Raw genomic sequence first — 25,030 nt, forward strand, 5'->3', positions numbered from 1 at the left:
AGGTTGCGCGTCAGGGCCTTGGCACTGACCGACCGCGGACAAATCTGCTGCGGCGCGGCACCGTCCTGCGCTACATCATCCAGAACACGGGCAGTCAGCCGATCGATCGAAAGGATCGCGACCTTCACCCTTCGGGGATGCCGAGGAGGGTGGCTCGGCATTCGCGGACGGTGGTGCGCAGGGCATCGACCACGGCGGCGACCTCGGGGCGGCGCAGGGTCTCGGGCCGGGTGACCAGCCAATAGGTGAGCTGGACCCGCACTTCGTCGGCCAGGATCCGGACGAGGTCGGGGTGGCGATCGGCCATGAAGCAGGGGAGCAGGCCGATACCGGCGGCCGCGCGGGTGGCCTCCACGTGGACGAAAACGTTGGTGGAGGAGACGGATTGGCGCATGGTCGGCGCGAAACTGGTTGCCACGTCGAGGTCGTCGACCTGCAGGATCGACTCGATGAAATAGACCAGCGGATAGCGGGCGAGGTCGTCGATGGTGGTGGGGGCGCCGTGGGCGTCGAGATAGTCGCGGGCGGCGTAGAGGCCGAGACAGTAGTCGCCGAGTTCGATGGCCTCGGCGCGGTGTACCTGGGGTCTGCCGACGACCACCTCGAGATCGAGGCCGGTTCGCTGGGTGGATGCGCGGCGGGTGGCGGCGACGATCTCCACCGCGATGCCGGGGTGGCGGCGCTGCACCCGTGCCGCCGACGGTGCGGCCAGGTAGGCGCTGAACCCGTCGGTCGCCGAGAGCCGCACCACTCCTTCGAGCGTGCGTTCACCGGCCGGGGAACCGAGTGAACGCACGGCGGCTTCGACCGTCTCGGCAGCTACGAGGGCCTCGCGACCGAGATCGGTGAGCTCCCAACCGCCCGCCACTTTCGTGAGAACCCGTCCGCCCACGGCCGCCTCGAGGGCGGCGATGCGCCGGGAGATGGTGGTGTGGTTGATCCCGAGTTCGGCTGCGGCCGTGACGAACCGCCCCGACCGGCCGACGGCCAGCAGCACGAGCAAATCATCGGCACTCGGCCTGCGCCCGGACGACGCGACGGAACGGCTCATATCTGCATATTCGCAGATTGCCGCTGCGAAACTGGGCATTGCGACCCAAAGACTTCTGCACGAATACTCCTCACATGGAATGTGAGTCAGCTCACAGCGCGTGAAGGAGTAGTGCGATGAGCGTCAGCAGCACGACCCGGCCGACCGGTGACACACCGGAGGAGACACCGTCCGGGCTACGGCGGGTGGTGACCGCCTCGATGGCGGGCACCGTCGTCGAGTGGTACGAATTCTTCCTCTACGGCACCGCCGCCACCCTGGTGTTCAGCAAGGTGTTCTTCGCCAAGGGGACCAGCGACCTGGACGCGATCCTCGCCGCGTTCGTCACCTATGCCGTCGGTTTCGCGGCGCGCCCGCTCGGCGGCATCGTCTTCGGCTATTTCGGTGACCGATACGGGCGCAAGAAGCTGCTGCAGACGAGTCTCGTGCTCGTCGGCGCGGCGACGTTCCTGATGGGCTGTCTGCCTACCTTCGCCCAAATCGGTTACTGGGCACCGGCTCTGCTTGTGACGCTGCGTTTCGTGCAGGGCTTCGCGGTCGGTGGTGAATGGGGTGGCGCGGTGCTGTTGGTCGCCGAGCACAGCCCCAGCCGCAGCCGCGCCTTCTGGTCGAGCTGGCCGCAGGCGGGAGTGCCCGCGGGCAATCTGCTCGCCACCATCGTGCTGCTGGTGCTCACCTCGACGCTGTCGGACGCGGCGTTCCTGAGCTGGGGGTGGCGGGTCGCGTTCTGGCTGTCGGCGGTGGTGGTGCTCGTCGGCTACTACGTGCGCACGAAGGTGACCGACGCGCCGATCTTCCTGGCCGCCCAGCAGGCGCTCGAGCACACCAAGGCCACCTCGTTCAGCCCGTTCGAGGTGTTGCGCCGTTACCCGCGTGGGGTTTTCACCGCCATGGGGCTGCGCTTCGGGGAGAACATCATGTACTACCTGGTGGTCACTTTCTCGATCACCTACCTCAAGGTGCAGGTCCACGCCGATACGACCACGATCCTGTGGTGGTTGCTCATCGCCCACGCCGTGCACATCGCGGTGATCCCGCTCGCCGGATACCTCGGTGACCGGGTCGGGCGTCGGCCGGTGTACCTGGCCGGTGCCGTCGCGGGCGGAACGTGGGGGTTCTTCGCGTTCCCGATGATGGACAGCGGGCACAGTGTGGTGATCCTGTCCGCCATCATCGTCGGCCTCGTCTTCCACGGGTTCATGTACGCTGGTCAGCCCGCCATGATGGCCGAGATGTTCCCCACCCGAATGCGGTATTCCGGTGTGTCGCTGGGATATCAGGTGACCTCGATCGTGGCCGGTTCGCTGGCGCCGATCATCGCGGTGCGCCTGCTCGACTCCTACGGTTCGTCGGTGCCGATCGCGGTCTATCTCGCGGTGGCGGCGACGGTCACGGTGATCGCGGTGCTGTGTGCGCGGGAGACGCGCGGGATCGACCTGGAAACCATCGATCTGGCCGACGATGCCGCCCCGAAAAGGCTTGCGGCATGAGTGACCTCACCGGTCGTACCGCGCTGGTCACCGGCGCCGCGAGCGGGATCGGCGCCGCGTGCGCGCGGGTCCTCGCCGCCCGCGGCGCTGAGGTGACCGTCGCCGATCTCGACGGTGACGGCGCGAAAGCCGTCGCCCACGAGATCGGCGGCCAGGCATGGTGTGTCGATCTGCGTGATGTCGACGCACTCGCCGAGCTGCGCCTGGACACCGACATCCTCGTCAACAACGCCGGTATCCAAACCGTCAGCCCCATCGAGGAATTCGAGCCCGAACGGTTCCGGACCATGCAAACGCTGATGGTGGAGGCGCCGTTCCTGTTGATCCGCGCGGCACTGCCGCACATGTACCGCAACGGGTTCGGCCGCATCGTCAACATCTCCTCGGTGCACGGACTGCGCGCCTCCCGGTTCAAGGTCGCCTACGTCACGGCCAAGCACGGGCTCGAGGGCCTGTCGAAGGTGACGGCGCTCGAGGGCGGCCCGCACGGCGTCACCTGCAACTGCGTGAACCCCGGATATGTGCGAACACCGTTGGTGGACAAGCAGATCACCGACCAAGCCCTCGTCCACGGCATCCCCGAACAGCAGGTGGTCGAACAGGTGCTGCTCACCGAGAGCGCGATCAAACGCCTGATCGAGCCCGAGGAGGTGGCCCAGCTGGTGGCGTGGTTGGCCTCGGATGCGGCGGGCATGGTGACCGGGTCGTCGTATGTGATGGACGGCGGGTGGAGCGCCCGCTAGACCCGCCGCCCCCCACGATCAGCCGGAGAAGCGCTCGGCGACCATGTCCTCGGTAAGTCCGTAGTCGGCGAGCGAGTAGTGGTGGGTGGGTTTGCGTGCGCCCGTGCGGCTTTCGGCGTCCAAGGCGAGGACGGCCGCGCGGGCCTGCGGGGTGAGGTCGGTGCCGATCGACCGGTAGATCGTCTCGACGGTCCCGACCGGGTCGGAGCGCAGGTCGTCGAAGTCGATATCGATGAAGTGGGCCTCGGGGTGGCGGGCGCGCGCGGCGGTGAACTCGCGCAACCCGCGTGACCACAGGTCGAGTTGGGTGCGGCCGATCACCTCCGGGGTGAAGACGGTCGACCAGCCACGGGTGGCGTGCTCGTTGAGGCTGCAGACCGAGGGGATCACGGTCGCGGGATCGCGATGGGTCTGGATGACGACCGCGTCGGGGTAGACGGCGAGCAAGGCGTCCAGACAGAACAGGTGACTGGGATTCTTCAGCACCCAGCGACGGGAATCGTTCATCCCGATGAGCTGCAGGTTGCGCCGGTGCCGGGCATAGGCGGGCGTCCAGTCCTGAGTGGTGAGCCACTGCGAATAGCTCGGCAGGTACGCCAGACACTCGTAGGAGTGCGACATCACGGACTGGCGGAGCAACTGCCAGCATTCCTCGACGTCGGCGGCGCTCATGTAGTGCAGGCCCATGAACTCCGGGTTCTGCACTTGATGCTGACGCAGCCCCGCATCGATCTGCTGATAGGCGGGATTGTCCGCCCAACTCTCCCGCGGCGGGCGGGGCTGCGGAAAGTCCGTCAGCCACATCTCCAGCCCCTGGTTGGCAGGGTCGGCCGCCAGCAGCCGGTGCAGTGCCGTGGTGCCGGTGCGCGGCAACCCGGTGACGAAAATCGGCCGGGTGACCGGTGTTTCGGCAAAGTCCGGGTTCGCTGCCCACGCGGCCTCGCTCAGCGCACGAGCGACCAAGGTGCCGCGCAGAAAGAACCGCGACATCTTGGACCCGAGCTCGGTGAGCCCGGCCTCGTCGCGATAGGAATCGAGCAGCACCCCGAGGGCTTCGGTGTAATCGTCGGGGCCGAAATCGGTGAGGCCGGTGAGTTTGGTTGCCGAGGCGTGCAGGTCGGCCACGGTGCCGACATCGGTGCGCACAGTCATCGAGGGAAACTCCTGATCAGTTGTGGTATTCGCCGCAGTTGACGTCGAGGGTCTGGCCGGTGATCGCGTTCGCCCAGTCCGAGGCGAGGAACACCACGGCACGGGCGATCTCGGCCGGCTCGGGCAGCCGCTTCAAATCGGACCGGGCAGCCGTCTGTTCGTAGACCTGCTCGACGGTGATGCCGTACTTCTCGGCGATCTGGCCGAAATACCACTTCAACTGGTCGCTCCAGATGTAGCCGGGCAGCACACTGTTCACCCGGATGCCCTTGCCGCCCAGTTCGGTGGCGAGGGTCTGCGACATCGCCAGCAGCGCGGCCTTGGTGAGCTTGTAGCTGCCGTAGCGGGGTTCGCTGTGGCGCACCACCGCCGAATTGATCATCACCACGGCGCCGTTGGACTCCGACAGGGCGGGTGTGAACGCCTGCGTCATCCGCAGACCACCGAGCACGGTGAGATCGAGGCTGTCGCGGATCTGGTCGTAGTCCGTGCGCTCGAGCGGCTTCATCGATGGCACCGAGAAGGCGTTGTTCACCAGCGCGTCGACCCGGCCGAACTTCTCGACCGTGCGCGACACGAGGTGCTGCACCGCGGTGTCGTCGGTGATATCGGTAGGCACACAGAGCGTTTCGCCATCGATCTCGGCGGCCACCTCCTGCAGCCGCGATTCGGTGCGAGCCGCGAGGACCACCTTCGCACCCGCCGCCGCGGCTTCCGTGCAGATCGACCGGCCGAGCCCCGGTCCCACACCGGAGACGACGACAACCTTCCCGTCCAGCAGCCTCATCCCAGCATCCTCTCGGCGAAAGCCCGCTGCCGGGCGGCGATCCGGTCACGCCACGCGGCAGCGTCGATCCGGTTGTTGTCGTAGTACGGCAGGTGCGCGGGAACATCGGCGATGTCGACGAGTTCCACACCCGGGCCGTCGGCTTCGGTCATCGGCCGGTCGGTGCGCTGCCATCGGAACTGCAGGATGCCCCGCGTGCGGCCGGTGGTCTCGATCCAATTCGTGATGCCGGGATCGCGGTGGCTCACCACCATGCGGATCATGCCGTCCGGATCCACCTGTGCCTGGGCATGATTGAGGCTCGTCTGATGGTTCACGTAATCCAGCGAGATGTACCAGAGGCTGCCCAGCTGGAACCCCTGATAGGGCGCGTCGGATTTCGGCACCGTGATCACCAGGGCTTGATCGTCGGCGAGGTCGAAATGCCCCACCGAGGAGTACTGGGTGCTGAGACCGCCCGGGGTGAGCCGCGGTGCGGTGAGGGTGTTCACCGGCAGGTCGAGATAGAACCACTTGGGGAAGTTGAACCAGGTGTGCACCCTGGTGAGCAGCATGTTCCCGGCGGCCCGGTAGCGCTTGCGCAACCGGGCCAGATCCGGTTCGTCCGGCGCGGTGCCGACGGTGTCGACCCGTTCGATGCGGATGGAGCCCTTGCGTTCGGTCCAGTCGCTGTAGACCTCGCGGACCGCGAGCATCGAGGCGCCCTCGCCGAGCGGGAAATAGTCCTCGCCCGCATCGGCTTTCGCCGGACCGAACCGGATCGAGAAGCTGCCGTCCGGGGCGATCGGGATTCGTCGGTCGTCGAAGGCATCGGCCCCACCGGGCACGTCGGTGGCCGTGTAGTCACCCTTGAGTACCTGGAAACTCAGGTCGACGGTGCTGCCACGCACCCCGCTCACCACATACTCGGCCGTCGGCTCGATATTCGCGTGGTAGTAGAGGGTGTCCGGGTTGTCCAGGCCCATCTTGGCGTACGGGCCGGTGGAAGACACGAAGTAGGGGTGCGAGGTGCCGTGGGCACCCGAGAGGCGAAGGCAGGCGGCGATGCCGGCGGCCAGATAGTCGTAGCCTTCGGCGCGGTCGGCGTCGCTGCGTACGAACTCCGCACCGGCGATGAGCGTTTCGGCCTGCGCGACCGCGGCGAGAAACGGGGCGGTGAGCGAATCGGGCGGTGCGCCCGTGTCGGCGGTGGTGGTACTCGGTTGGTTCAACGGACTGTGATCCCTAGCTCTCGGAGGATATGGGCGGCGATCTCGGCGGGGGAGCCGAGGTCGGGGGTGATGACCAAGTCGGGTTGCGCGGGCCGCTCGTAGGGGGAACCGATGCCGGTGAAACCGGGCAGCTCGCCCGCACGGGCCTTGGCGTAGAGGCCCTTCGGGTCGCGGCGTTCGCATTCGGCCAGCGGGGTGTCGACGAACACCTCGTGGAAGGGCAGGTCCCGGTCGGTGTGCACGGTGCGGGCGTGGTCGCGTTGCGCGGCGAACGGGCTGATGACCGACACGACCGCGACGGTTCCGGAGTCGGCGAACAGGGCGGCGACCTCGGCGACCCGGCGCACGTTCTCGTCCCGGTCGGCGGGGGAGAAGCCGAGTCCGGAGTTCAGGCCGTGGCGCAGATTGTCACCGTCGAGCAGGTAGGCAGGGCGCCCGGCTTCGACGAGCAGGCGTTCGAGTTCCACGGCGACGGTCGACTTGCCCGAACCCGACAGGCCGGTCAGCCAGATCGTCGCCCCGAGGTGTGTGCGTTCGGCACGCGTCACCGCCGAGCGATGCCACGTCACCGGACCGGTGCGCGTGCCCGACACCTCGACCGTTTCGCGACCGGTGACCATCCCCGCCGCGACCGTCTCGTCGGTGCGCGGATCGATGAGGATGAAGCTGCCCGTGCGCCGGTTCTCCCGGTACGGGTCCGACAGCAGCGGGCGCCGGGCACGCAACCGCACCCGGGCGATGTCGTTGAGCGACAACGCCTCCACCTCCGACACGCGGTGCAGGGTGTTCACGTCGAGCCGGTAGTCGATGGCGACGACCTCGGCCTGCGCGGTCTGCGCGGCCGTGCGGACGAGCAGGCTGTCGCCGGCGCGCAGCCGGGCGGTCTCGGAGAACCAGCACAGCATGGCGTCGAGTTCGGTGCTCTGGTGCGGGGAGTTGCCCGGGCGGGCGAGCAGGTCGCCCCGGCCGATGTCGATGTCGTCGTCGAGGGTCAGTGAGATCGCCATCCCGGTGAACGCCTCCTCGACCTTGGTGCCGCCCGGTCCCCAGATCTCCCGCACATGCGAGGCGTGGCCGGCGGGCAGGACCACCACCTCGTCGCCCGGTTTGAAGATGCCGCCCGCCACGGTGCCCGCGTAACTGCGTTGCGCCGATCCCTGCTCGGCGCGGATCACGTACTGGATGGGGAGCCGTGCGTCGATGAGGTTGCGGTCCGAGGCGATGTGCACGTCCTCGAGGTGGCGCAGCAGCGGCGGACCCGGATACCAACCCAGGTGCGGTGAGCTGTCGACCACGTTGTCGCCGTGCAGGGCCGAGACGGGTACGAAACTGAGGTCTCCGACGGTCAATTTCGCGGCGAACGCGGAGAATTCCTCCCTGATCTCGGTGAAACGTTCCTCCGACCAGTCGACCAGGTCCATCTTGTTCACGCACACCACCAGGTGCGGGACGCCGAGCAGGGTGGCGAGGAAGGCATGACGGCGGGTCTGCTCGCTGACGCCGGTGCGGGCGTCGACCAGGATCAGGGCGAGATCGGCGGTGGAAGCCCCGGTCACCATATTGCGCGTGTACTGCACATGCCCCGGAGTGTCGGCGATGACGAACTTGCGGCGCGGGGTGGTCACGTAGCGGTAGGCGACGTCGATGGTGATGCCCTGCTCGCGTTCGGCCCGCAAACCGTCGGTGAGCAGCGCGAGATCGGTGGTGGCACTGCCCCTTTCGGTGCTGAGCCGCTCGATGTTGGCGAGCTGGTCGTCGAACAGGGACTTCGAGTCGTAGAGCAGGCGGCCGATGAGGGTGGACTTCCCGTCGTCCACGCTGCCCGCGGTGGCCAGGCGTAACAGGTTGCGGCGCATCAGAAATAGCCCTCTCGCTTGCGGTCTTCCATCCCGGTCTCGGAGATCCGGTCGTCGGCGCGGGTGGCGCCGCGCTCGGTGAGCCGGGTGGCCGCAATCTCCGCGATCACCTGCGTCGGGGTGGTGGCGGTGCTCTCGACACAGCCGGTACACGTGGCATCGCCGACGGTGCGGAAACGCACAGTGGCCTCGAAGGCGCGCTCGCCGGGTGCCTCCGTGACGAAACGGGTCGCGGACAGCAGCATTCCGTCGCGCTCGATCACCCGCCTGCGGTGCGCGTAGTACAGCGAGGGCAGCTCGACGGCCGCCTGGTCGATGTATTCCCACACGTCGAGCTCGGTCCAGTTCGACAGCGGGAACACCCGAATGTGCTCGCCCGGCTGGTGCCTGCCGTTGTAGAGGTTCCACACCTCGGGACGCTGGGCGCGCGGCTCCCACTCGCCGAAACGGTTGCGAAAGCTGAACACCCGTTCCTTGGCGCGTGCCTTCTCCTCGTCGCGGCGTGCGCCACCGAACACGGCGTCGAAACGGTGCTCGCCGATGGCGCGCAGCAGGGTGGTGGTCTGCAAGGGGTTGCGGGTGCCGCCGGGTCGTTCGACCACGCGACCCGCGTCGATGTCGTCCTGGACCTTCGCGACGAGCAGGCGGGCGCCGGTGCGCTCGGCGGTGCGGTCGCGGAACGCGAGCACCTCGTCGAAATTGTGGCCGGTGTCCACGTGCAGCAGCGGGAACGGCAGCGGCGCGGGCCAGAACGCGCGCCGCGCCAGATGCAGCAGCACCGCCGAATCCTTCCCGCCGGAGAACAGCAGCACCGGTCGTTCGAAGGTGGCCGCCACCTCGCGCAGGATGTGCACCGCTTCGGCCTCCAGGGCCGCCAGGTGCGTCAACTCGTATCCCGTCTGCACTGTCCACCTTCCCGGCGGGCTCACGCCCGGGGTTGCGATGTCGAATAATCGACGCTATCGTTCGGTATTGTGACACCGACGATAAGCCGGGCCGAGAGCGCCGGTCAAGAGGTGACGTCGGATCCGGCGTCGGCCGAACCGGATTCGAGCGTTGTCTCGGCCCCGACCCAGCGGGTGGTGAAGGTGCTCGAGCTGCTCTCGCGCCACGCCACCGAGCGGCTCACGCTGGCCCGCATCGTGCGCGAAGCGGGGATCTCCCGCGCCACCGCCCACGCCGTGCTCACCCAGCTCACCGCCGACGGGTGGACCGTGCGCGACGGCGACGGCTGCTACGGCATCGGTCTGCGGCTGCTCACCGTCGCCCGTCGCGCCGAAGCCGCGTTCCCGCTGCGCCGCACCGCCGCCCCCGTGCTGCGCGCGCTGTCGGACCAGGTGTCGGCACCGGTCTTCCTCGCCGAACGAGACGGGGCGAACATCGTTGTCACCGAACTCGTCGGCGACCCGTCGGCGACCTGGATCCGGCCCGGTCGCCGGCTACCGCTCGCCCCACCCGTCTGCCGCGAATTCGTCGCTTGGGCACCGGAATCCGAACAACGCGCCTGGCTCGCCGGCGCCGACCCCACACACCGTGAGCGCCTCGCACACGTCCTCACCGAGATCCGCGCCCGCGGCTATTCCGTCGAACGCCTGGTCGACGATTCGACACCGATGCTGGAAGCCCTTGCGGCCCTGCGTGACACACCGATCACCGCCGCCCTACGCGCCCAGCTCGGCTCCGTGATCACCGAACTCATCACGATCGACTACCTGCCCGGCGAGCTCGGGCCCGACAACGCCGTCCTCACCGTCGCCGCCCCCATCCGCGACACCACCGGGACCGTCATCGCCTCGGTAGTAGCCTGCCCCGACTCCCGCCTCACCGCTGCCCAGGTCACCGCCCTCGGAGCCGCCACCACCGCTGCGGCCGACCAGATCACGTCGTCCACGCGCTAGTCGCCGATCGGCCCCACCCCGCCTCCCCACACGTCGGGACGGGTATGCGCCCAGACCAAGATCACCACGATCTCATGGCGGGATTTCGGCCGATTTCGCGCCATAGGAGCGTGGTGATCGGCTGTCCATAAGTGGGATGGCAGGTGCCTGCAGAGGCACGCGCGGCTCTCGTCGGCGGGGTTGCGCCGTTACGCTGAGCGGGACGCCTGCTCGAGGGAGATCGGCGAGGCGGGTGTGAGGAAGGACTGGGACGTGGCAGACAACGTCGATCGCTGGTGGGAGTCGGCGGGGGCGCCGGGTGCGTCCGAGGGGGCACCCGTGGATCCGCCGGACGGTGTGGGTGGACAGCCGGGTGCGTTCGCGCCGCCGCCGGGCGAGTATCCGGCGTCGTCCGGGTCTACTTCTCAGCCCGCGATACCGCAACCACCGCACGGGGATCCGACGATCCTCGCTCCACAGGGGCCTGGTCCGTTTCAGCAACCGCACGGCTTGGGGGTCTTCCCTCGATCGAGTGTGCCGCAGGGGTCGAGTGCGTTTCCGCAGCCCGGTACGCCGCAGGGACCGGAGGCCTTCCCGCAGACATCCGGACAGCAGGGGTCCGGGGCATTCCAGCAGCCCGTGCTCTACCGGGCAATGCCGGGCCCGCAGCCGGGGTCGGGGGGCTACCCGGGGGCGCCACAGGGTTATGGGCAGCCGGGTGGATACGGAATTCCCGACTCGCAGCAAGGAATTCCGCAGCAGGGGCTCGGACCGAGCATGTCCTTGCCGTTTCCGCACCACGGGCAGACATATGGGTATGGGCCGCAGTCGCCGCGAAAAGGCAATGCCGGTCTGCTGATCGGGATCGGGGCGGTCGTCGTCGTGCTCGCGGTGGTGCTCGTGACCGCCGTGGTGATCGGAACCGGTGGCAGCAACGACGAGCAGGCTGTTGCCGCGCCGACGACGACCACGCAGACGGTCCCGCCCACCGGCACCAGCACCGCACCGGTGACACCGGGTTGGAAGGGTGTGCTGCTCGCCGACGAGCGAGTCGCTTACGACGTGCCGTCGAGTTGGCAGATCGCCTCGGAGTCGGACTCGGTGGTGATCCTCGGTCTGAGCGGAATGTTCGCGGGTACCGGAAAGGCCTCCGAAGGCGAGAACTACTGTCCCGGTTCGGCCTACCGAGGACTGGCGGGGATCGCCCTCAGTACGGAGAACACACTGCCTGAGGCCGCGACCACCGCGGCCAGGATCGCGGCCGAGGGCGGCTACTCCGATTCGACAGGTGGCAAAATCACCGCCCCCACGTCGCTCACCACCAAGAGTGGCTTGACCGGGCAGTTCGTCGAGGGCTCGGGCTCGTGGACACCGGCGCGACCGGGTTGCACCACGACCACGTACTCCGTGTACACCTTCGCCTTCGAGAGGTCGGCGGGTCTGCCGATGGTCATGGCGATCCTGGTCGACCGGGGCACCACCGGCGAACTGTCCGCCGACGACGCCAAGAAGATGATCGGGAGCATTCGCCTGATCTGACGGCCGCGAACGCTTGGGCTGCCGCAGCAGGCCCGCTACTGAACGGGCCTGCTGGTCAGCAGTTTCCGTGGCACCCGCACGCCTCGGCGAACTTGTCGGTCCGGGTGCGTCGCACACCGGATCGGGGCGGGAGATGGTGGAATCGGAGGATGCGTATCGGGAGTGGAATAGTCGCGGCTGTCGCGGTCGGGATCATGGCTCTGCCCGGGTTGGTCGCGGGACCGGCGGGCGCGGTGACCGACACCGCGTGCGGATCGACCCTCTCGCAGGCCGATATCGGCGAGATCGCCCGGCTCTCGGACACTTCCGAGATAGCGGGCGGCGATACCCTGGCCCGGCTGGAGGACGCCGTCGACAGGCATCACCGGATCACCGAGATCCTCGTCGAGCACCGGGATCTGCGTGGGCTGTTCGCGATCGGCCTCGACGGCGTGGAATCCACCGCGGTGATGCCGATGCAACGAGATCCGGCGGCCTTCCTCGACCGCGAATACGCGCACTCGATCAGTCTCGAGCTGCTGCGCCGTTTCCTCGACAATCTGCACGCCGAATTCTCCGGCGGCGTCGTCGAACCGCAGTGGGCGCACTATTTCGCCCTCGCCAAAGACTGCGGCGCCTCGCGGGCACGCACGGCGATGGCCGGCTACAACGCGCACCTGACCGTCGACCTGACGTATTCGGTGGCCGCCGTCGGGAGTCGTCCCGAGCACGCACCGGACTATTTCAAGATCGTCGCAGGCATCGCCTCGGTCGGTGAGGTGATCGTCGACCGGACCAAAGCCGTCTACGGTGCCGACCTCGGGCCGCTGTGGCGGTTCTATTTCGTGGGGGAGGGGCTCGATCAGCTGTTCGGAGCGGGCGTGGCCACCGAGCAGATGCTGATCGCCGCCGACCTCGGCGCGAACGTGGTGATCTTCAGCAACGGACTCGCGCTGCAGGATCCCGCGCTGGCGCCGACGATCCGGGCCGAGGTCGCCGCGCTGTGGCAGGCCGCCGATCTGGCGTTCGAGGCGCTGGCGCGCATCAACGCCCTCTGAACGAACAAAGCCCCGGACCGGCGGTGCGAAACCGCTTGTCCGGGGCCTTGTTTCGGTCGTCAGCCTGCGGTTTTCTCCGGGTTGCGGATCTCGACGATCGGCAAGACCAGCGCGGCGGGCGCACCCGCGGGGACCACCGGCTGCTTCGGCGCGACCGGCTCGATCCGGCGGTAGCCCGCCTCCTGTGCGGGACGGGTGTCGACCTCACCCTTGTTGGGCCAGTAGGCGGCCGCACGCTCGGCCTGCGCGGTGATCGTCAGCGACGGGTTCACCCCGAGATTGGCCGAGACGGCCGCACCGTCGACAACGCTGAGCGTCGGGTAGCCGAACACGCGGTGGTAGGCGTCGATCACACCGTGTTCCGGATCGGCGCCGATAGCCGCACCACCGAGGAAGTGCGCCGTCATCGGCACATTGAACACATCACCCCAGGTACCGCCCGCGACGCCGCCGATCTTGTCCGCCACCCGGCGCGTCACCTCGTTGCCCGCCGGGATCCACGTCGGATTCGGTTGCCCATGACCCTGTTTGGACGTGAGCTTGCGCCCGAACAGCCCGCGCTTGGTGTAGGTGGTGATGGAGTTGTCCAGGTGCTGCATGACCAGCGAGATGATGGTGCGCTCGCTCCAGTTCCGCACGCTCATGAAGCCGAAGAAGGTGAGCGGGTGGGTGAGAACCAGCCACAGGAATCGCAGCCACCTCGGCACGCGCCCGCCGCCGTCGACCATCAGGGTCTGCAACATGCCCATCGAGTTGGAGCCCTTGCCGTAGCGGACCGGTTCGACATGGGTGTCGGGGGTGGGGTGGATCGAGGACGTGATCGCGACACCCTTGGTGAAGTCCTGGCCGGTCGCGAGCGTCTTGGTCGCCGCGCCGACGATGGACTCGGAGTTGGTGCGGGTGAGCAGGCCGAGCCGGTCGGAGATCTTGGGCAGCGCGCCCTCGTCGCGCATCGCGTGCAGCAGCTTCTGGGTGCCGAGCGTGCCCGCGGCGAGCACCACCTGCTTGGCGGTGTAGGTCTTGGGGTCCTTGCGCACCCAGGCGCCGGTGCGCTCGGTGGCGACGTCCCACGTGCCGTCGGGCAGCGGACGCAGCGCCGACACGGTGGTCATCGGAATGACCTGCGCGCCCGCCTTTTCCGCGAGGTAGAGGTAGTTCTTCACCAGCGTGTTCTTGGCGCCGAACTTGCAGCCCACCATGCAGTCACCGCATTCGATGCAGCCGGTGCGCTCGGGGCCCGCCCCGCCGAAGTACGGATCGGCGACGGTCTTGCCCGGCTCACCGAAGAAGACACCGACCGGCGTCTGGACGAAGGTGTCGCCCACGCCCATGTCCTCGGCGACGGCCTTGAAGATCTCGTCGGCGGGGGTCATGTGCGGGTTCTGCACCACGCCGAGCATCTTCTTGGCCCGCTCGTAGTACGGGGTGAGCTCGGCTCGCCAGTCGGTGATGTCGCGCCACTGCGCGTCCTGGAAGAACGGCTCCGGCGGAACGTAGAGGGTGTTGGCGTAGTTCAGCGAACCACCGCCGACACCGGCGCCGCCGAGGATGAGCACGTCGCGCAGCGGGTGGATGCGCTGGATGCCGTAGCAGCCGAGCTTGGGTGCCCACACGAATTTACGCAGGTCCCAGCTGGTTTTCGGCAGTTCGTCGTCGGCGAAGCGGCGGCCCGCCTCCAGCACGCCGACCTTGTAGCCCTTCTCCACCAGTCGCAGCGCGGTGACACTGCCGCCGAATCCGGAACCGACGATCAAGACGTCGAAGTCGGTGGTTCGCTCGGACATAGAAGAGCTCCTCGATGGTGTCGACAGTGACGCCGGTAACGCTAACGCCGACAGCCAGCACTGTCAAAGTCCGCCCGGGGCCCGGCCCCTATGCTGGTCGCGTGCCTCGATACACCCGCGCGGAACTCGCCGACGCCAGCGGCGTCGCGGCGCGCACGATCCGCTACTACCACTCGCTCGGCGTCCTGCCCAAGCCTGGGCGCGCAGGCAAGGAAGTGGTGTATTCCGACGAGCATCTGGACCGATTGCGCGACATCGTCGCCATGCAGGGCCGCGGGCTTCGGCTCGACGCCATCCGTGAGGTCTTCGACGCCGAACCGACCAGCGGCGACTGGCGCACGCTGTTCGACCCGCGTTCGGCCCAGGCCGCGCAACGCAGCGCGGAGATCGACGACGCCGAACTCGCCGCCCTGCTCGGCGACCGCGGCTCGGACGTGCTGACCGAACTGATCTCCGTCGGCTATCTGGAGCGGCGCGGCGAACAGTGGTACGTGCCGGATCGCCCGATGCTCAAGGGCGCCCTCGTGCTCTACGACGTCGGAATCGACATCCCGCTCAGCGGCGAACTGCGCACCATGATCCGCTCGCGGATGGCCGCGCTGGCCGACGAGGTGGTCCGCGCGGTCCGCGACGCGTCGGGCGGCTACGCCGGCGAGGACCTCGGTGTCGACCTGACCCGCTTCCGCGAACGGCTGCTCGCCATGGCCTGGGAGGTCGGTGGCACCACGCTGGCCGCCGAGGTGAACCGGGCCGCCGAGGAGGCTGCCGAGGCGCGCCGCGAGACGGCGGGCTCACCCCCGGTCGGCTGATCGACATGACTTTCCCCACGTGGCGCCGTCGCTACTCCCGAGGGACCGGTCGGTACGGTAGCGAAGGAGGTGATTCCTGCGGTATGTGGGGTGAGAGATGTGTGAACGGCGGGCCCACCGGTACCGCCGCCGAACGGGGAGTGCCCGAGTGAATTCTCGCGAGGAGATCTTGCGCCGCGTCCGCGACGGGCTGCTCGACCTACCCGACGACGCGCGACGGGTGACGGTTCGTCGCTCGTCGGGTCGCCCGGCCGACGCCGACCCGGCCGAACGCGCCGCCGTGCTCGCCCGCTTCGTCGAACGGCTGCGCGAGCAGGGCTCGCTGGTAAGGCTGGTCGACACCACCGGCTTGCCCGCCGCAGTGGCCGATGTGCTCTACGGCATGAGCGTGCGCACCGTACTCGCCGCTGTCGAACCCGGTCCGGCGTGGCTCGACCATTGGGCCGGTGCGCCGGGTCATGCCGTGGTGCACGGCTCCGGCGCGGCGAGCAGTGGCGACGCGGTGGTCCGCGACGCTGTCGCCGGCGATGCCTCGACCGGTTCGCTCGCCCTGGAAGTGGACGGCGGTCCCGCCGTGTCGGAGGACATGCCCCAGGTGTGTGTGGTCCGCGCCGAGCGGGTGTTCAGCTCCCTGCCCGATGCGCTGGACCGCCTCGATCCCCGTCGTCCGCTGATCTGGCGCGGCGGCCCCGCGGACGCGGAACTGGCCCGCCAACTGGTTGTCCTACTGGTCGAATAGTCATCGATCGGCAACAGCTCCACCGTGCCGCAGTTCGCCGCCGACCTCACCGACGAGCAGTGCCACGCCAGTTGCGAGCGCGCCCGCAGGAACCGGGCCGACCGATTCCCCGGCGAGTGACCGTAGGTAGGCCGCGGCCCGGATCCGGCGTATCTGGGAGGTGCCGCGCTAGTGTGGCAGCGAATGGGTTACTGCCGCAGTCTGATCGGCTTGGTTCACAACCCTGCCGACCCGGTTGACGGCAAGTTTCCGCCGCCGGTTCCGAGATCGGGGTATTTCGCCTTGATCCACTGCTCGGCGTCGTCGATCAATCGCGGTGCGACCCCCGAGATCACCGATCCGCCGCTGCTGTTGAGCACCGTGATGATCTTCGCGCCCGCAGCGGTTCGAGTGACATACGGGCCGCCGCTGGACCCGCCACCGACGTGGCATTCGTCCTGTGTGCTCACTCGCCGTACCGCGCTGCGTCCCGCTCCCGGGTAGTAGGTGTAGTCGCCGACGCACGCCGACATCAGCTTCAGGTGGTACGGCGCCGGTCCGGGGTAGCCGAGCAGTGTGGCCTGGACCGACTGGGTGCTCGACAGGGCTGGATGGATACCGAGCCCGCCACCGGTCGCTGATGCGACGGTCTTCTTCTCGGCCGAAGGCCGGATCGCCAGCACGGCGACATCGGGGACGCTGCCGTCGACCGGCGTATCGGAGACGAACGCCTTGTCCACGATCCATGTGCCATACGGGCGGGATCCGTCGTGCCAGGCCGGGGTGAACGTGGCCTTGCCCGATTCGATCGTGGCATCGCCGCCGTCGACGCAATGGCGGGCGGTGATGGCCAGCGACCCGGTGGGGCTGTCGAGTACGGTCGCGGTGCACAACCCGCCGACCGACAGCTGCCCGACCTTACGCGTGATCGCGTTGTCGGTGTAGGGCGCGGTGACGAAATACCCTCCCGTCCCGTTGGTCTTCAATGATCCGTCGCTGTTCTTCTCCAGCCGGTCGTACAGGAGAGACCCCTTCGGATCAGGCTGCACGGAGCTGTCCGCCGTGGCGATCGAGGTGCCGAGAACTGTGCCTGTACCGAGGGCGACCGTCACCGCGACCACCGAAGTCAGCCGCGCTGCGCGCATCGACCTGTACTTGTTCATCTGTTGCCTTTCTGAGTTGCTGATCGGAGGGCCGGTGATGTCAGCTGGCCGAGCCCGAAGGAAGCAAGCCGGCCGAACCGGTGCCGCCAGGAGTCGGGGGCGCGGTCGTCGGGGGCGGGAGCGGGGTCGGCGTGGGCGTCGGCTTGGGGACTTCGAGCACGTCGACGGTGATGGTTTCGGAGCTGATCGTTTCCTGAACGGCCTCGAGGGTGTGCCGACCAGCGCTGGTCGGGGTCCAGGTGATGGTGGCTTTGCCGTTGCGTACCGGCACCGGTTCACCGATCTGCACACCGTTGTCGCTGAAAGTCACCCTGAACAGGAATGATGTCGCGGTCACGTCGGCGGTCAAGGTATAGGCGGTGCCGACATAATGAGTGGACCCCGTCACTGCGATGTCCTGCACCAGAGCCGATGCCCGGGGCGCGCCGAGGATCCCACCGGCCGCCACCGCCGCCACAGCCAACCCGACACCGGCATGTCGTGCTTGAAAGTTGCTCATTGTTCGCTCCTGTCACGGTCCCCACGTAAGTGGGTGGGCGAAACAGTAGCTGGCTCAGGCTGCGCCGTCTCGGTTATGTGAAACAATGATGTTTAACACCGCTGGGTGTCGGCAACCTCGGGACGGTGAGAGATCGCACAGCAGGCGCCGGGGCAGATGCTCCGACACGCCGTATTCTGGTCTATGTGCAACTCTACGTGCACGGGTACTTTCGGCACGTACGACTCTCGGTATTTCCAGGTAGGGCCAGGCTTGGCGACCACAACACATGAGGAGACCGAGATGGGTAAAAGAGCGACAGGTCCCAGGATCGCTGTCTTCGGCGCCGGTGGGACGATCGGTTCGGCCGTGGTCGGGGAATGCGCGAGCCGCGGCTATGAGGTCACCGGCGTGACGAGGAACAGCGCGGTCACCGTCGACGGTGTCGTCGCACGCTCCGGTGACATGGGCGATTCTCTGTTCGTGACCCAGGTCGCCGCCGACCACGGAGTCATCATCTGCGCCACCGCCCCCACCCGGGCCGGCGATACACCGCAGAACTGGCTGGCCGACATGCGGAACGTCATCGAATACGGAGAGGGCGCACGATTGGTGCTCATCGGCGGCGCCGGTGACGACCTCGCATCGAGCCCCGGCCGTAGCCTCGACGAGTTCCCCGAGCTCTATCGCGGCGAACTACGTGCACAACGCGCCATCCTGGCCACCCTCCGCGCTGCTCCCGAATCGCTGAACTGGACATTTGTTCAGCTGCCGTCCGTTCCCCCACGCGGGCGACCCGCTCGGTCGGCCGATGCGGCGGCTGTTCCGCTGATGACGATGCTCTCGGCTCGTGAATGCGCGGCGATGGTCGCCGATGAAATCTGTCGGCCCGACCGGCTCCGCCACCTCGATACCCGCGCCCGCTTCGGGCCGGTGGTGATATCCCGGGACCCCGTCATGGGTACACCACCGGCTACCGCAGTGGACTGAACAGACCGGCGCGACTCGATACCCCAGCAACTTTCGTCACGATGGGAGATCCAGATGAGCATTGCAGTAACCGCACTCGGACACTCGACGGTGCGACTGGCGGACGATGACGGCGCGGTGGTGATCGATCCCGGAGTTCTGGCGCCGCAGGCGGCCTTCGAGAACGCGGCGGCCTTCCTGGTCACCCACGACCATGAAGACCATGTCGACATCGATCGGGTCGTCTCGGCCCTGGCCGCACAACCGGAGACTGTCGTCCTGGCTCCGCGACTGGTGATCGACAAGCTGGCCGCCGCCGGAGCAGACCATGGGCGACTGGTCGAAGCCGAAGCTGAGACCAGCTTCGATGTCGCGGGCTTCGCCGTGCAGGCGATCGTGGGCTCCCACGCCGCGATTTATCCGAGCCTGCCCGACTCACCCAACGTCGCCTACCTGATCGACGGCCGAGTCCTGCACCCCGGTGACGCCTATCCGAGCCTGCCCGACGGCACCGACCTCGATGTGCTGTTCCTGCCCGTGAGCGGGCCGTGGATGCGTTACGCCGACGCCGTCGACTATGTCGTCGCGATCCGACCGGACCTGGTCGTTCCGATCCACGACGGCGATCTCAACGACATGGGCCGCACCCTGACCGACCAGCTCGCCGGCTTGCTGCCCGAGACCCTCCGCTACCAGCGCCTCGATGCCGGCGAAACCGTCACGGTCTGAAGTGGTGGAATCGGCACCCCCGCTGAACTGACCCTGCGCGAAAGCTTGCCGGCCCGCGCCCCGGCGGTCTCGTCGTGCCTGCCCACAGGGACTCGTGTCGTACCAATCTGCGAGACCGGCTTGCCTCGGCGGGTCGGCGGCGAGCGGCAAATGTTTCTGCAACTTGACGTTACGCTTAGTATGGAAGCTACACAGTTGTAGGAAGGAGCCGACTATGTTCGGCATCAAATCTCGCGAGCAGCTCGCCGTGCAGTTCGACGCTCCGGCGGACAACGGGTTCTTCGGGCCGGGGTCGGTGACCTGGAAGGTCTGGAGCCATCCCACCTCGTATGTGCTCGGCTTCGCCCGGGCTGTCACCATCGAGCATCTCGATCCCAACCTGGCCGCCGCGGTCGTGCAGTCCGGCGGTGTGCGCTACCGCCCGCACACGAGGTACGCGCGGACCGTCCACTACTTCGCGCTGGTGGCCTTCGGTGCCACCGAGCCGACCGCCAAGGCGGCCGACGTACTCGTCAAGGTCCACAGCAAGGCCATCGGCAACGATCCGGTCACCGGCGGTACCTACGACGCCAACCGGCCCGATTCCCAGCTGTGGATCCACGTCACCGCCTGGCATTCGATCCTCTACTCCTACGAGAAATTCGGCCCCGGCCGGCTGAGTACGGCCGAGGAAAACCAGTTCTGGGCCGACTGCGCAACCGCCGCCGAGCTGCAGACCATCGACCCGGCCACCGTGCCGCGTTCGCGCGCCGAGGTGCTCGAGTTCTTCGAGCGGTGGCGTCCGCATCTGGCCGTCTCCGAGGACGCGCAGGGCATGGTCGACTTCATCCTCGGCCTCGACATCGCGCTCCCGCCCGAGCTGCCCCAGCGCACGCGGGTCGCGCTGGCCCCGGCCATCTGGTTACTGCGCAAGGGTGTCATCGCGACATATCCGAAGTACATGCGCAAGATGTTCGGCCTGAACCAAGGCCCGCTCACCGACCTCGCGGTGCAGGTGCCGCTGCGGGTGATGCACACCGTGCTGGACCGGGTCCCGGCGCTGAAGTTCTGGTTCGTCGGCCTCATGGCTCCGACCACCACCGCGGTGCTCGCCCCTGTCGCACTCGGGATCCCGGCCCTCGAGCAGATCACCATGACCCCGCGCGAGGCTCAGACCCGCTACGGCTACGACATTCCGTCCGAGGCGCACCCGGACCTGCGCGCCAAGCAGTTCAAGCGGGTCTTCGAGGCGGGCGACAAGCCGTCGGACGAGGGCCTGCTCGAGTCCGAGGAGCACATCGGCGGCATGATCCCCGCCCGGCGGAGCTGATCTTCGTCCGCCGTACGTGAGCGCCCACACCCCAGCGCTGCACAGAGCGCCCTCGGCCGTCCGAATGTCCCCTGTCGGCCACCTCGATTCGGAGACCGCCATGGAGCACCACTTCCGCACCGCCACCACCGACTCCCTCGATGCCGCCGTGCTCGCGCCGCCCGCGACCGACGCCCAGCTGGTCGCGGGCCTGCACAACCACCGTTTACGCGCCCTGCTCATCATCGCTGCCCGGCTCTCGACGCAGAACCAGCTGCGCCTGGAAGCTGTCGCGCAGACGCTGGGCGAGGCCGAAGGCTCGCACCAGCCCTGACCGTGGTTGCGGTGCAAAGATGCGAGTGCTCCGCGCCGCATACGGGGGTTGTGTGGGACCTCGAGTCTCAGTTACTCTGAGTACGACGATGTGACGGTTGACACTTCCGTGCGCATCGACGCGAACCGAGGAGGCACCGATGACGCTGACCGAATCGAGCCGTGGCGGACTCATCAGCGAGGAATACCGCGATGCCCTGGCGACCCTGTCTCAAGGGTCCGTCGACCGGCATTTCGATCCCTACCTCGACATCGACTGGGATTCGCCGGAGCTGGCTCTCGACCCGAACGACCCGCGCTGGGTGTTGTCGTCCGAATACGATCCGCTCGGTGCCACGCAGTGGTACCGCGAGCAGCCGCTGGAGCGGCAGATCGAGATCGGCAAGTGGCGCACCGCGAACGCGATCAGGGTCGGCGCGGCGTTCGAGAGCATCCTGATCCGCGGGATGATGCAGTACATCATGAAGTTGCCGAACGGCTCACCCGAGTTCCGGTACTGCTTGCACGAGATGACCGAAGAGTGCAACCACATCCAGATGTTCCAGGAACTGGTGAACCGCATCGGTGTGGATGTACCCGGTATGCGCCCCTTGTTCAAGGCGCTCTCGCCGTTCATCGGCGTAGCGGGCGGCTACGCGCACACGATCCTGTTCATCGGCATCCTCGGCGGCGAGGAACCGATCGACCACTATCAGAAGGCCATGCTCCGCGCGGGCGCGAACCTGCCGCCGATGGTGGTGCGCACCATGGAGATCCACATCGCCGAGGAAGCGCGCCACATCTCCTTCGCCCACGACTTCCTCGCCGCGCACATCGGGCGGATGGGCAAGTTCAACCGCGGCGTGTGCTCGGTGGCGTTCCCGATCGCGATGCGCTGGCTGGCCGGCGAGATCATGGCTCCGCCGCGTTCGTTCGCCAAGCAGTTCGATATCCCGCGTGAGGTCATCCATGAGGCCTTCTGGAAGTCGGAGCACTCGCAGCACGTCCTGGCGGGCTACTTCGCCGACGTCCGGAAGCTGGCCGACGACCTGGGCATGATGAACCCCGTGGCCAAGCAGGTGTGGAAGGCGCTCGGTATCGACGGGCCGCTGTCGCGCTACCGCAGCGAGCCGGAGCGGAGTGCGCGCAGGGCTGCGTGAGCGGCTCTCAGTCCCCGTGGGTCATCAGCTGGGTGATGACTGTGGTGAGGGGTTGTTCGGCGTCGAGGGTGAGTCCGTGGCGCCGGGCGACGCCGTCGACCACGTGCCAGGCGTAGGAGGCGACCTCCTCGATCAGCTGCTGTCTCGACAGGACCGGGGCGGGGTCGTTGGCCCAGCGGGTGACCGTCGCCTCGGTCATCGAGACGATCGCGAAGGTCATCGCGTCGGCCGAGCCGTCATCGGCCACGCCGACCACCCCGGCCAGTCCGGTGACCAGCGCGCGGGTCGACGCGGCGAGTGTCGCGATGAGCGAGCTCATCGCGTCGACGTCGGGATCGGCCTCCGACGGCCCGGTGCGCAGGAATTCGTGCAGTCGTGGATGCTCGGTGACCCACGTGACGACGGCATCGACCGTGCGAACGAGGATCTGGTGGATGGAACCGTCGCCGATGTCGAGCGCGTCTTCGATATCGCCGACGAACCGGTCGGTGATATCGCTGCGGATGCGCCGGTCGAGTTCGTCGCGGCCCGCGAACTGCCGGTACACAACGGATTTCGCGAGCCCGGCGTGTTCGGCGATCTGGACGATCGGCACCTCGACACCCGGCGGCGCCTGCTCGATCAGTTCGATCGCCGCCTGCACGATCCGCTCCCGGCGGCTGTCGTTGTGCGGCTGCCACCGGGCTTGTCTGCCGCTCACGGCGCGGGCTGGTCGTGACGTTGCGCTCGACACCGCCTGAGTGTAAAGCACACGATCCGGTATCGAACTGTTACCGAGGGACTGTCACCGGATCGGTGCAACTCGCCACCCCGTTCACCACCGAGCAGGGCACAGGCGCTCGCGTCGGGCGATAGTCGTCGCCGACGCCGCCCGCGGCGGTGATCTCCCGGTAGGCCGCGACGGCGTCGGTGGGCTTGCGGGTGAGTGTGGGGTCGGTCAGTACGTCGACGGTGTAGAGGCCGAATCGTGGTGTGTAGGAACCCCATTCGTAGTTGTCGGTGAGGCTCCAGTAGTTGTAGCCGAGCAGTGGGATGCCGTCGGCCACGGCCCGCTGCAGCCAGTAGACGGTGTCGCGCAGCGAATCGGCGCGGGTGTAGCCGTCGGGGCGTGGTAGCCCGTTCTCGGTGGGCATCCCGTTCTCGACGATATAGAGCGGACGGCCGGGGAACTTGCGGGCGTAGTGCTCGAGGACGTAGTAGATGCCCTCGGGGTGCAACGGCATGGTCCAGAGCTTGCCGGGGTCGGGGATGCGCGGGTCGGCGGGGGAGAAGCTGTAGTAGTAGTCGATCCCGATGTAGTCCAGGCGCGCCGAGATGCGGTCCAGCAGCGGGCCGTTCACCGCGTCGTCGACGGCGGGCAGGTGGGCGACGTTGCTCGTGACCATGGCGCCCGGCTGTACGGAGTGGATGTACTCGTGGATGCCGTTGTGGGCCTGTGCGATTCGGTCGACCATGCTCGGTGCGTCGGCGGGGGCGAGCCCGCCGTGGCGTACTTCGTTGGCCAGGTACACCATCGGCTCGTTGAATGTCACCCACAGCGGGTCCGTGTGGGCGAAGCGGTCGACCATGCTTCGCGCGTTCGTCAGCCAGTCGGCCACGATGCGCGGATCGCGCCAGCCGCCGCGATCCGCTACCCAGCCGGGATAGACCCAATGATCGAGGGTGAGCATCGGTCGCATGCCCGCCGCGACGATCGCGCCGACGACCTCGTCGTAGAACCGGAGACCTGCCTCCTCCCAGACGCCGGGCCGAGGCTGCACCCGCGCCCACTCGATGCCGATGCGGTACACGCGCACGCCGAGGTCGGCCGCGAGTGCGATATCCGATCGGAACCGCTGGCGGAAGTCGACCGAGTTCAGGTACGGATGCTCGGTGCTGCCGGACTCCGCGTAGCGGCGCCAGTTGCTGTCCGGTGCGTCGCCTTCGGCCTGGAACCCGGAAGCGGCCACGCCCCAGAGGAAGTCGGGGCTCATCGGTGCCAACTGATCGGGTGCCGGTGGTCGGGCGATAGTGGGGGAGGTGCTTCCCGCGAGCACGGCGAAGACAACGGCGATCGTGGCGAGGATCCTGCGGCGACTGGGGGAGGGCATGGCACTCCTGGCGGCTGGAATGGGAGGGGAGGGGAGTCCAGTGTGCGGCATCGACGAGCGGTAGTCCGGGAATTGCGGCAGTAAGGCGAACGTCCATTTATTACATTCGGTTACTCAGATATGCGCATCCAACTATGCAACGCCATCCTCCTCAACCCTCGACTCACCTCCGACACATGTGCCCACGAATAAACCACCAGCAAGGACGGGGGAGTGAAATGCCTCTCAAGCGCACCCTGTGGGTTCGTCAATCCGGTGAGCTCGAGCCAGGATTCGGAGATGGTGTGGAATCCCTTGCCCCGTGTGGCGCGCGTGTTCGGAGCACAAGCCTGGGTGATGCGGGGGGCGAGTGTCGTGTTGCCCGCCGAGCGGTTGCTTCGCCGGTTCTCCGGTGGGCGTTGGGGTGTCCTGGATCTGGCCGGTCTGCCGTCGATCGAGGTGACCGTGGTCGGCCGCAAGTCCGGTGTGCCGCGTACGACCTCGCTGCTGTGTGTGCCCGACGGCGACGGCTTCTTCCTCGTCGGTTCCAACTGGGGCAAGCCCGAGCATCCGGCGTGGTCGGCGAACCTGCGTGCCGCGCGCACGGCGTCGGTGCGGTTCAACGGTAGTGCGGCGTTTCCGGTGTCGGTCGCGGAGATCACCGGCGTGGAGCGTAAGCGGGTGTGGGATCAGGTCGTGGAGTTCTGGCCTGGTTACGAGATGGAGTATCAGCTCGCCGGCGGGCGCGAGTTCCGGATCTTCCGGCTCGACCGGATCGTCTGACGACTGTGCCCCGGCGACAATCGTT

General features: G+C 67.7%; 24 protein-coding genes. 13 read left to right on the top strand and 11 right to left on the bottom strand.

Translation table 11 applies throughout. The features are described from left to right. Positions 1-124 precede the first annotated feature (124 nt). Positions 125-1,051 (bottom strand): LysR family transcriptional regulator, encoded by a 927-nt coding sequence (locus tag ACWEVR_RS09965; protein WP_452466599.1) that lies wholly within the window; start codon positions 1,049-1,051, stop codon positions 125-127. Positions 1,052-1,167: 116 nt separating this feature from the next. Between ACWEVR_RS09965 and ACWEVR_RS09970 the strand changes: the two genes are divergently transcribed. Next, positions 1,168-2,541 carry an MFS transporter gene (locus tag ACWEVR_RS09970; protein ID WP_452466600.1) on the top strand — a complete coding sequence of 458 codons (1,374 nt, stop codon included), beginning with the start codon at positions 1,168-1,170 and terminating at the stop codon, positions 2,539-2,541. Further along, the gene (locus ACWEVR_RS09975; RefSeq protein WP_452466601.1) at positions 2,538-3,284 is read left to right on the top strand and encodes a 3-hydroxybutyrate dehydrogenase; all 747 of its coding nucleotides are present in this window, start codon (positions 2,538-2,540) and stop codon (positions 3,282-3,284) included. The genes ACWEVR_RS09970 and ACWEVR_RS09975 overlap by 4 nt, the downstream gene beginning before the upstream one ends. An 18-nt stretch (positions 3,285-3,302) precedes the next feature. On the opposite strand, the gene ACWEVR_RS09980 is transcribed toward ACWEVR_RS09975, so the two are convergent. The 5 genes from ACWEVR_RS09980 to cysD are packed head-to-tail and all read right to left on the bottom strand — an operon-like array spanning position 3,303 to position 9,195. Beyond that, the gene (locus ACWEVR_RS09980) at positions 3,303-4,436 is read right to left on the bottom strand and encodes a sulfotransferase family protein (protein WP_452466602.1); all 1,134 of its coding nucleotides are present in this window, start codon (positions 4,434-4,436) and stop codon (positions 3,303-3,305) included. Positions 4,437-4,452: 16 nt separating this feature from the next. Beyond that, entirely contained in the window at positions 4,453-5,223 is a 771-nt protein-coding gene (locus tag ACWEVR_RS09985) for an SDR family oxidoreductase (RefSeq protein WP_452466603.1), read from the bottom strand. Continuing rightward, complete coding sequence (locus tag ACWEVR_RS09990; RefSeq protein WP_452466604.1) at positions 5,220-6,434, bottom strand: hypothetical protein; 1,215 nt, start codon at positions 6,432-6,434, stop codon at positions 5,220-5,222. Before ACWEVR_RS09990 ends, ACWEVR_RS09985 begins: the two co-directional genes overlap by 4 nt. Next, positions 6,431-8,290 carry an adenylyl-sulfate kinase gene (gene cysC / locus ACWEVR_RS09995; RefSeq protein ID WP_452466605.1) on the bottom strand — a complete coding sequence of 620 codons (1,860 nt, stop codon included), beginning with the start codon at positions 8,288-8,290 and terminating at the stop codon, positions 6,431-6,433. Before cysC ends, ACWEVR_RS09990 begins: the two co-directional genes overlap by 4 nt. Next, positions 8,290-9,195, bottom strand: a complete 906-nt coding sequence (gene cysD / locus ACWEVR_RS10000; RefSeq protein ID WP_174550314.1) for a sulfate adenylyltransferase subunit CysD — start codon at positions 9,193-9,195, stop codon at positions 8,290-8,292. The genes cysC and cysD overlap by 1 nt, the downstream gene beginning before the upstream one ends. A gap of 69 nt (positions 9,196-9,264) precedes the next feature. Between cysD and ACWEVR_RS10005 the strand changes: the two genes are divergently transcribed. From ACWEVR_RS10005 to ACWEVR_RS10015, 3 genes are all read left to right on the top strand, one after another. Continuing rightward, on the top strand, positions 9,265-10,188 hold the full coding sequence (locus ACWEVR_RS10005; RefSeq protein WP_452466606.1) for an IclR family transcriptional regulator: 924 nt from the start codon (positions 9,265-9,267) through the stop codon (positions 10,186-10,188). A 756-nt stretch (positions 10,189-10,944) separates the two neighbouring features. Next, positions 10,945-11,706 carry a hypothetical protein gene (locus ACWEVR_RS10010; protein WP_452466607.1) on the top strand — a complete coding sequence of 254 codons (762 nt, stop codon included), beginning with the start codon at positions 10,945-10,947 and terminating at the stop codon, positions 11,704-11,706. 149 nt (positions 11,707-11,855) lie between these two features. Then, positions 11,856-12,743 carry a DUF5995 family protein gene (locus ACWEVR_RS10015; RefSeq protein WP_452466608.1) on the top strand — a complete coding sequence of 296 codons (888 nt, stop codon included), beginning with the start codon at positions 11,856-11,858 and terminating at the stop codon, positions 12,741-12,743. 59 nt (positions 12,744-12,802) lie between these two features. Here the strand turns inward: ACWEVR_RS10015 and ACWEVR_RS10020 are convergent, their stop codons facing one another. After that, positions 12,803-14,527 carry a GMC oxidoreductase gene (locus ACWEVR_RS10020; protein WP_452466609.1) on the bottom strand — a complete coding sequence of 575 codons (1,725 nt, stop codon included), beginning with the start codon at positions 14,525-14,527 and terminating at the stop codon, positions 12,803-12,805. A gap of 101 nt (positions 14,528-14,628) precedes the next feature. Between ACWEVR_RS10020 and ACWEVR_RS10025 the strand changes: the two genes are divergently transcribed. After that, positions 14,629-15,336, top strand: a complete 708-nt coding sequence (locus ACWEVR_RS10025; protein WP_452466610.1) for a MerR family transcriptional regulator — start codon at positions 14,629-14,631, stop codon at positions 15,334-15,336. Between the two features lie 148 nt (positions 15,337-15,484). Further along, the gene (locus tag ACWEVR_RS10030) at positions 15,485-16,075 is read left to right on the top strand and encodes a hypothetical protein (protein ID WP_452466611.1); all 591 of its coding nucleotides are present in this window, start codon (positions 15,485-15,487) and stop codon (positions 16,073-16,075) included. Positions 16,076-16,290: 215 nt separating this feature from the next. On the opposite strand, the gene ACWEVR_RS10035 is transcribed toward ACWEVR_RS10030, so the two are convergent. Together ACWEVR_RS10035 and ACWEVR_RS10040 are read right to left on the bottom strand one after the other, a co-directional pair. Then, on the bottom strand, positions 16,291-17,217 hold the full coding sequence (locus ACWEVR_RS10035; RefSeq protein WP_452466612.1) for a trypsin-like serine peptidase: 927 nt from the start codon (positions 17,215-17,217) through the stop codon (positions 16,291-16,293). Positions 17,218-17,257: 40 nt separating this feature from the next. Then, positions 17,258-17,716 (bottom strand): Ig-like domain-containing protein, encoded by a 459-nt coding sequence (locus ACWEVR_RS10040; protein ID WP_452466613.1) that lies wholly within the window; start codon positions 17,714-17,716, stop codon positions 17,258-17,260. A 282-nt stretch (positions 17,717-17,998) separates the two neighbouring features. Here ACWEVR_RS10040 and ACWEVR_RS10045 point away from each other — a divergent pair, with 282 nt between their 5' ends. The 5 genes from ACWEVR_RS10045 to ACWEVR_RS10065 all read left to right on the top strand — a co-directional run bounded on the left by ACWEVR_RS10045 (position 17,999) and on the right by ACWEVR_RS10065 (position 22,153). Further along, a complete protein-coding gene (locus ACWEVR_RS10045; RefSeq protein WP_452466614.1) occupies positions 17,999-18,685 on the top strand; it encodes an NAD(P)-dependent oxidoreductase in 687 nt (228 codons plus the stop codon). 54 nt (positions 18,686-18,739) lie between these two features. Next, the gene (locus tag ACWEVR_RS10050) at positions 18,740-19,393 is read left to right on the top strand and encodes an MBL fold metallo-hydrolase (protein ID WP_452466615.1); all 654 of its coding nucleotides are present in this window, start codon (positions 18,740-18,742) and stop codon (positions 19,391-19,393) included. A 214-nt stretch (positions 19,394-19,607) separates the two neighbouring features. Further along, the gene (locus ACWEVR_RS10055; RefSeq protein ID WP_452466616.1) at positions 19,608-20,702 is read left to right on the top strand and encodes an oxygenase MpaB family protein; all 1,095 of its coding nucleotides are present in this window, start codon (positions 19,608-19,610) and stop codon (positions 20,700-20,702) included. 100 nt (positions 20,703-20,802) lie between these two features. Then, positions 20,803-21,015 carry a hypothetical protein gene (locus ACWEVR_RS10060; protein WP_452466617.1) on the top strand — a complete coding sequence of 71 codons (213 nt, stop codon included), beginning with the start codon at positions 20,803-20,805 and terminating at the stop codon, positions 21,013-21,015. Positions 21,016-21,154: 139 nt separating this feature from the next. Continuing rightward, the gene (locus ACWEVR_RS10065) at positions 21,155-22,153 is read left to right on the top strand and encodes an AurF N-oxygenase family protein (protein ID WP_452466618.1); all 999 of its coding nucleotides are present in this window, start codon (positions 21,155-21,157) and stop codon (positions 22,151-22,153) included. A 7-nt stretch (positions 22,154-22,160) separates the two neighbouring features. Here the strand turns inward: ACWEVR_RS10065 and ACWEVR_RS10070 are convergent, their stop codons facing one another. Together ACWEVR_RS10070 and ACWEVR_RS10075 are read right to left on the bottom strand one after the other, a co-directional pair. Continuing rightward, positions 22,161-22,886 carry a TetR/AcrR family transcriptional regulator gene (locus tag ACWEVR_RS10070; protein WP_452466619.1) on the bottom strand — a complete coding sequence of 242 codons (726 nt, stop codon included), beginning with the start codon at positions 22,884-22,886 and terminating at the stop codon, positions 22,161-22,163. Positions 22,887-22,923: 37 nt separating this feature from the next. Beyond that, on the bottom strand, positions 22,924-24,243 hold the full coding sequence (locus ACWEVR_RS10075; protein WP_452466620.1) for a family 1 glycosylhydrolase: 1,320 nt from the start codon (positions 24,241-24,243) through the stop codon (positions 22,924-22,926). 279 nt (positions 24,244-24,522) lie between these two features. Here ACWEVR_RS10075 and ACWEVR_RS10080 point away from each other — a divergent pair, with 279 nt between their 5' ends. After that, a complete protein-coding gene (locus ACWEVR_RS10080; protein ID WP_452466621.1) occupies positions 24,523-25,005 on the top strand; it encodes a nitroreductase family deazaflavin-dependent oxidoreductase in 483 nt (160 codons plus the stop codon). Positions 25,006-25,030: the final 25 nt, after the last annotated feature.

Source organism: Nocardia sp. NPDC003979 (assembly GCF_053605015.1).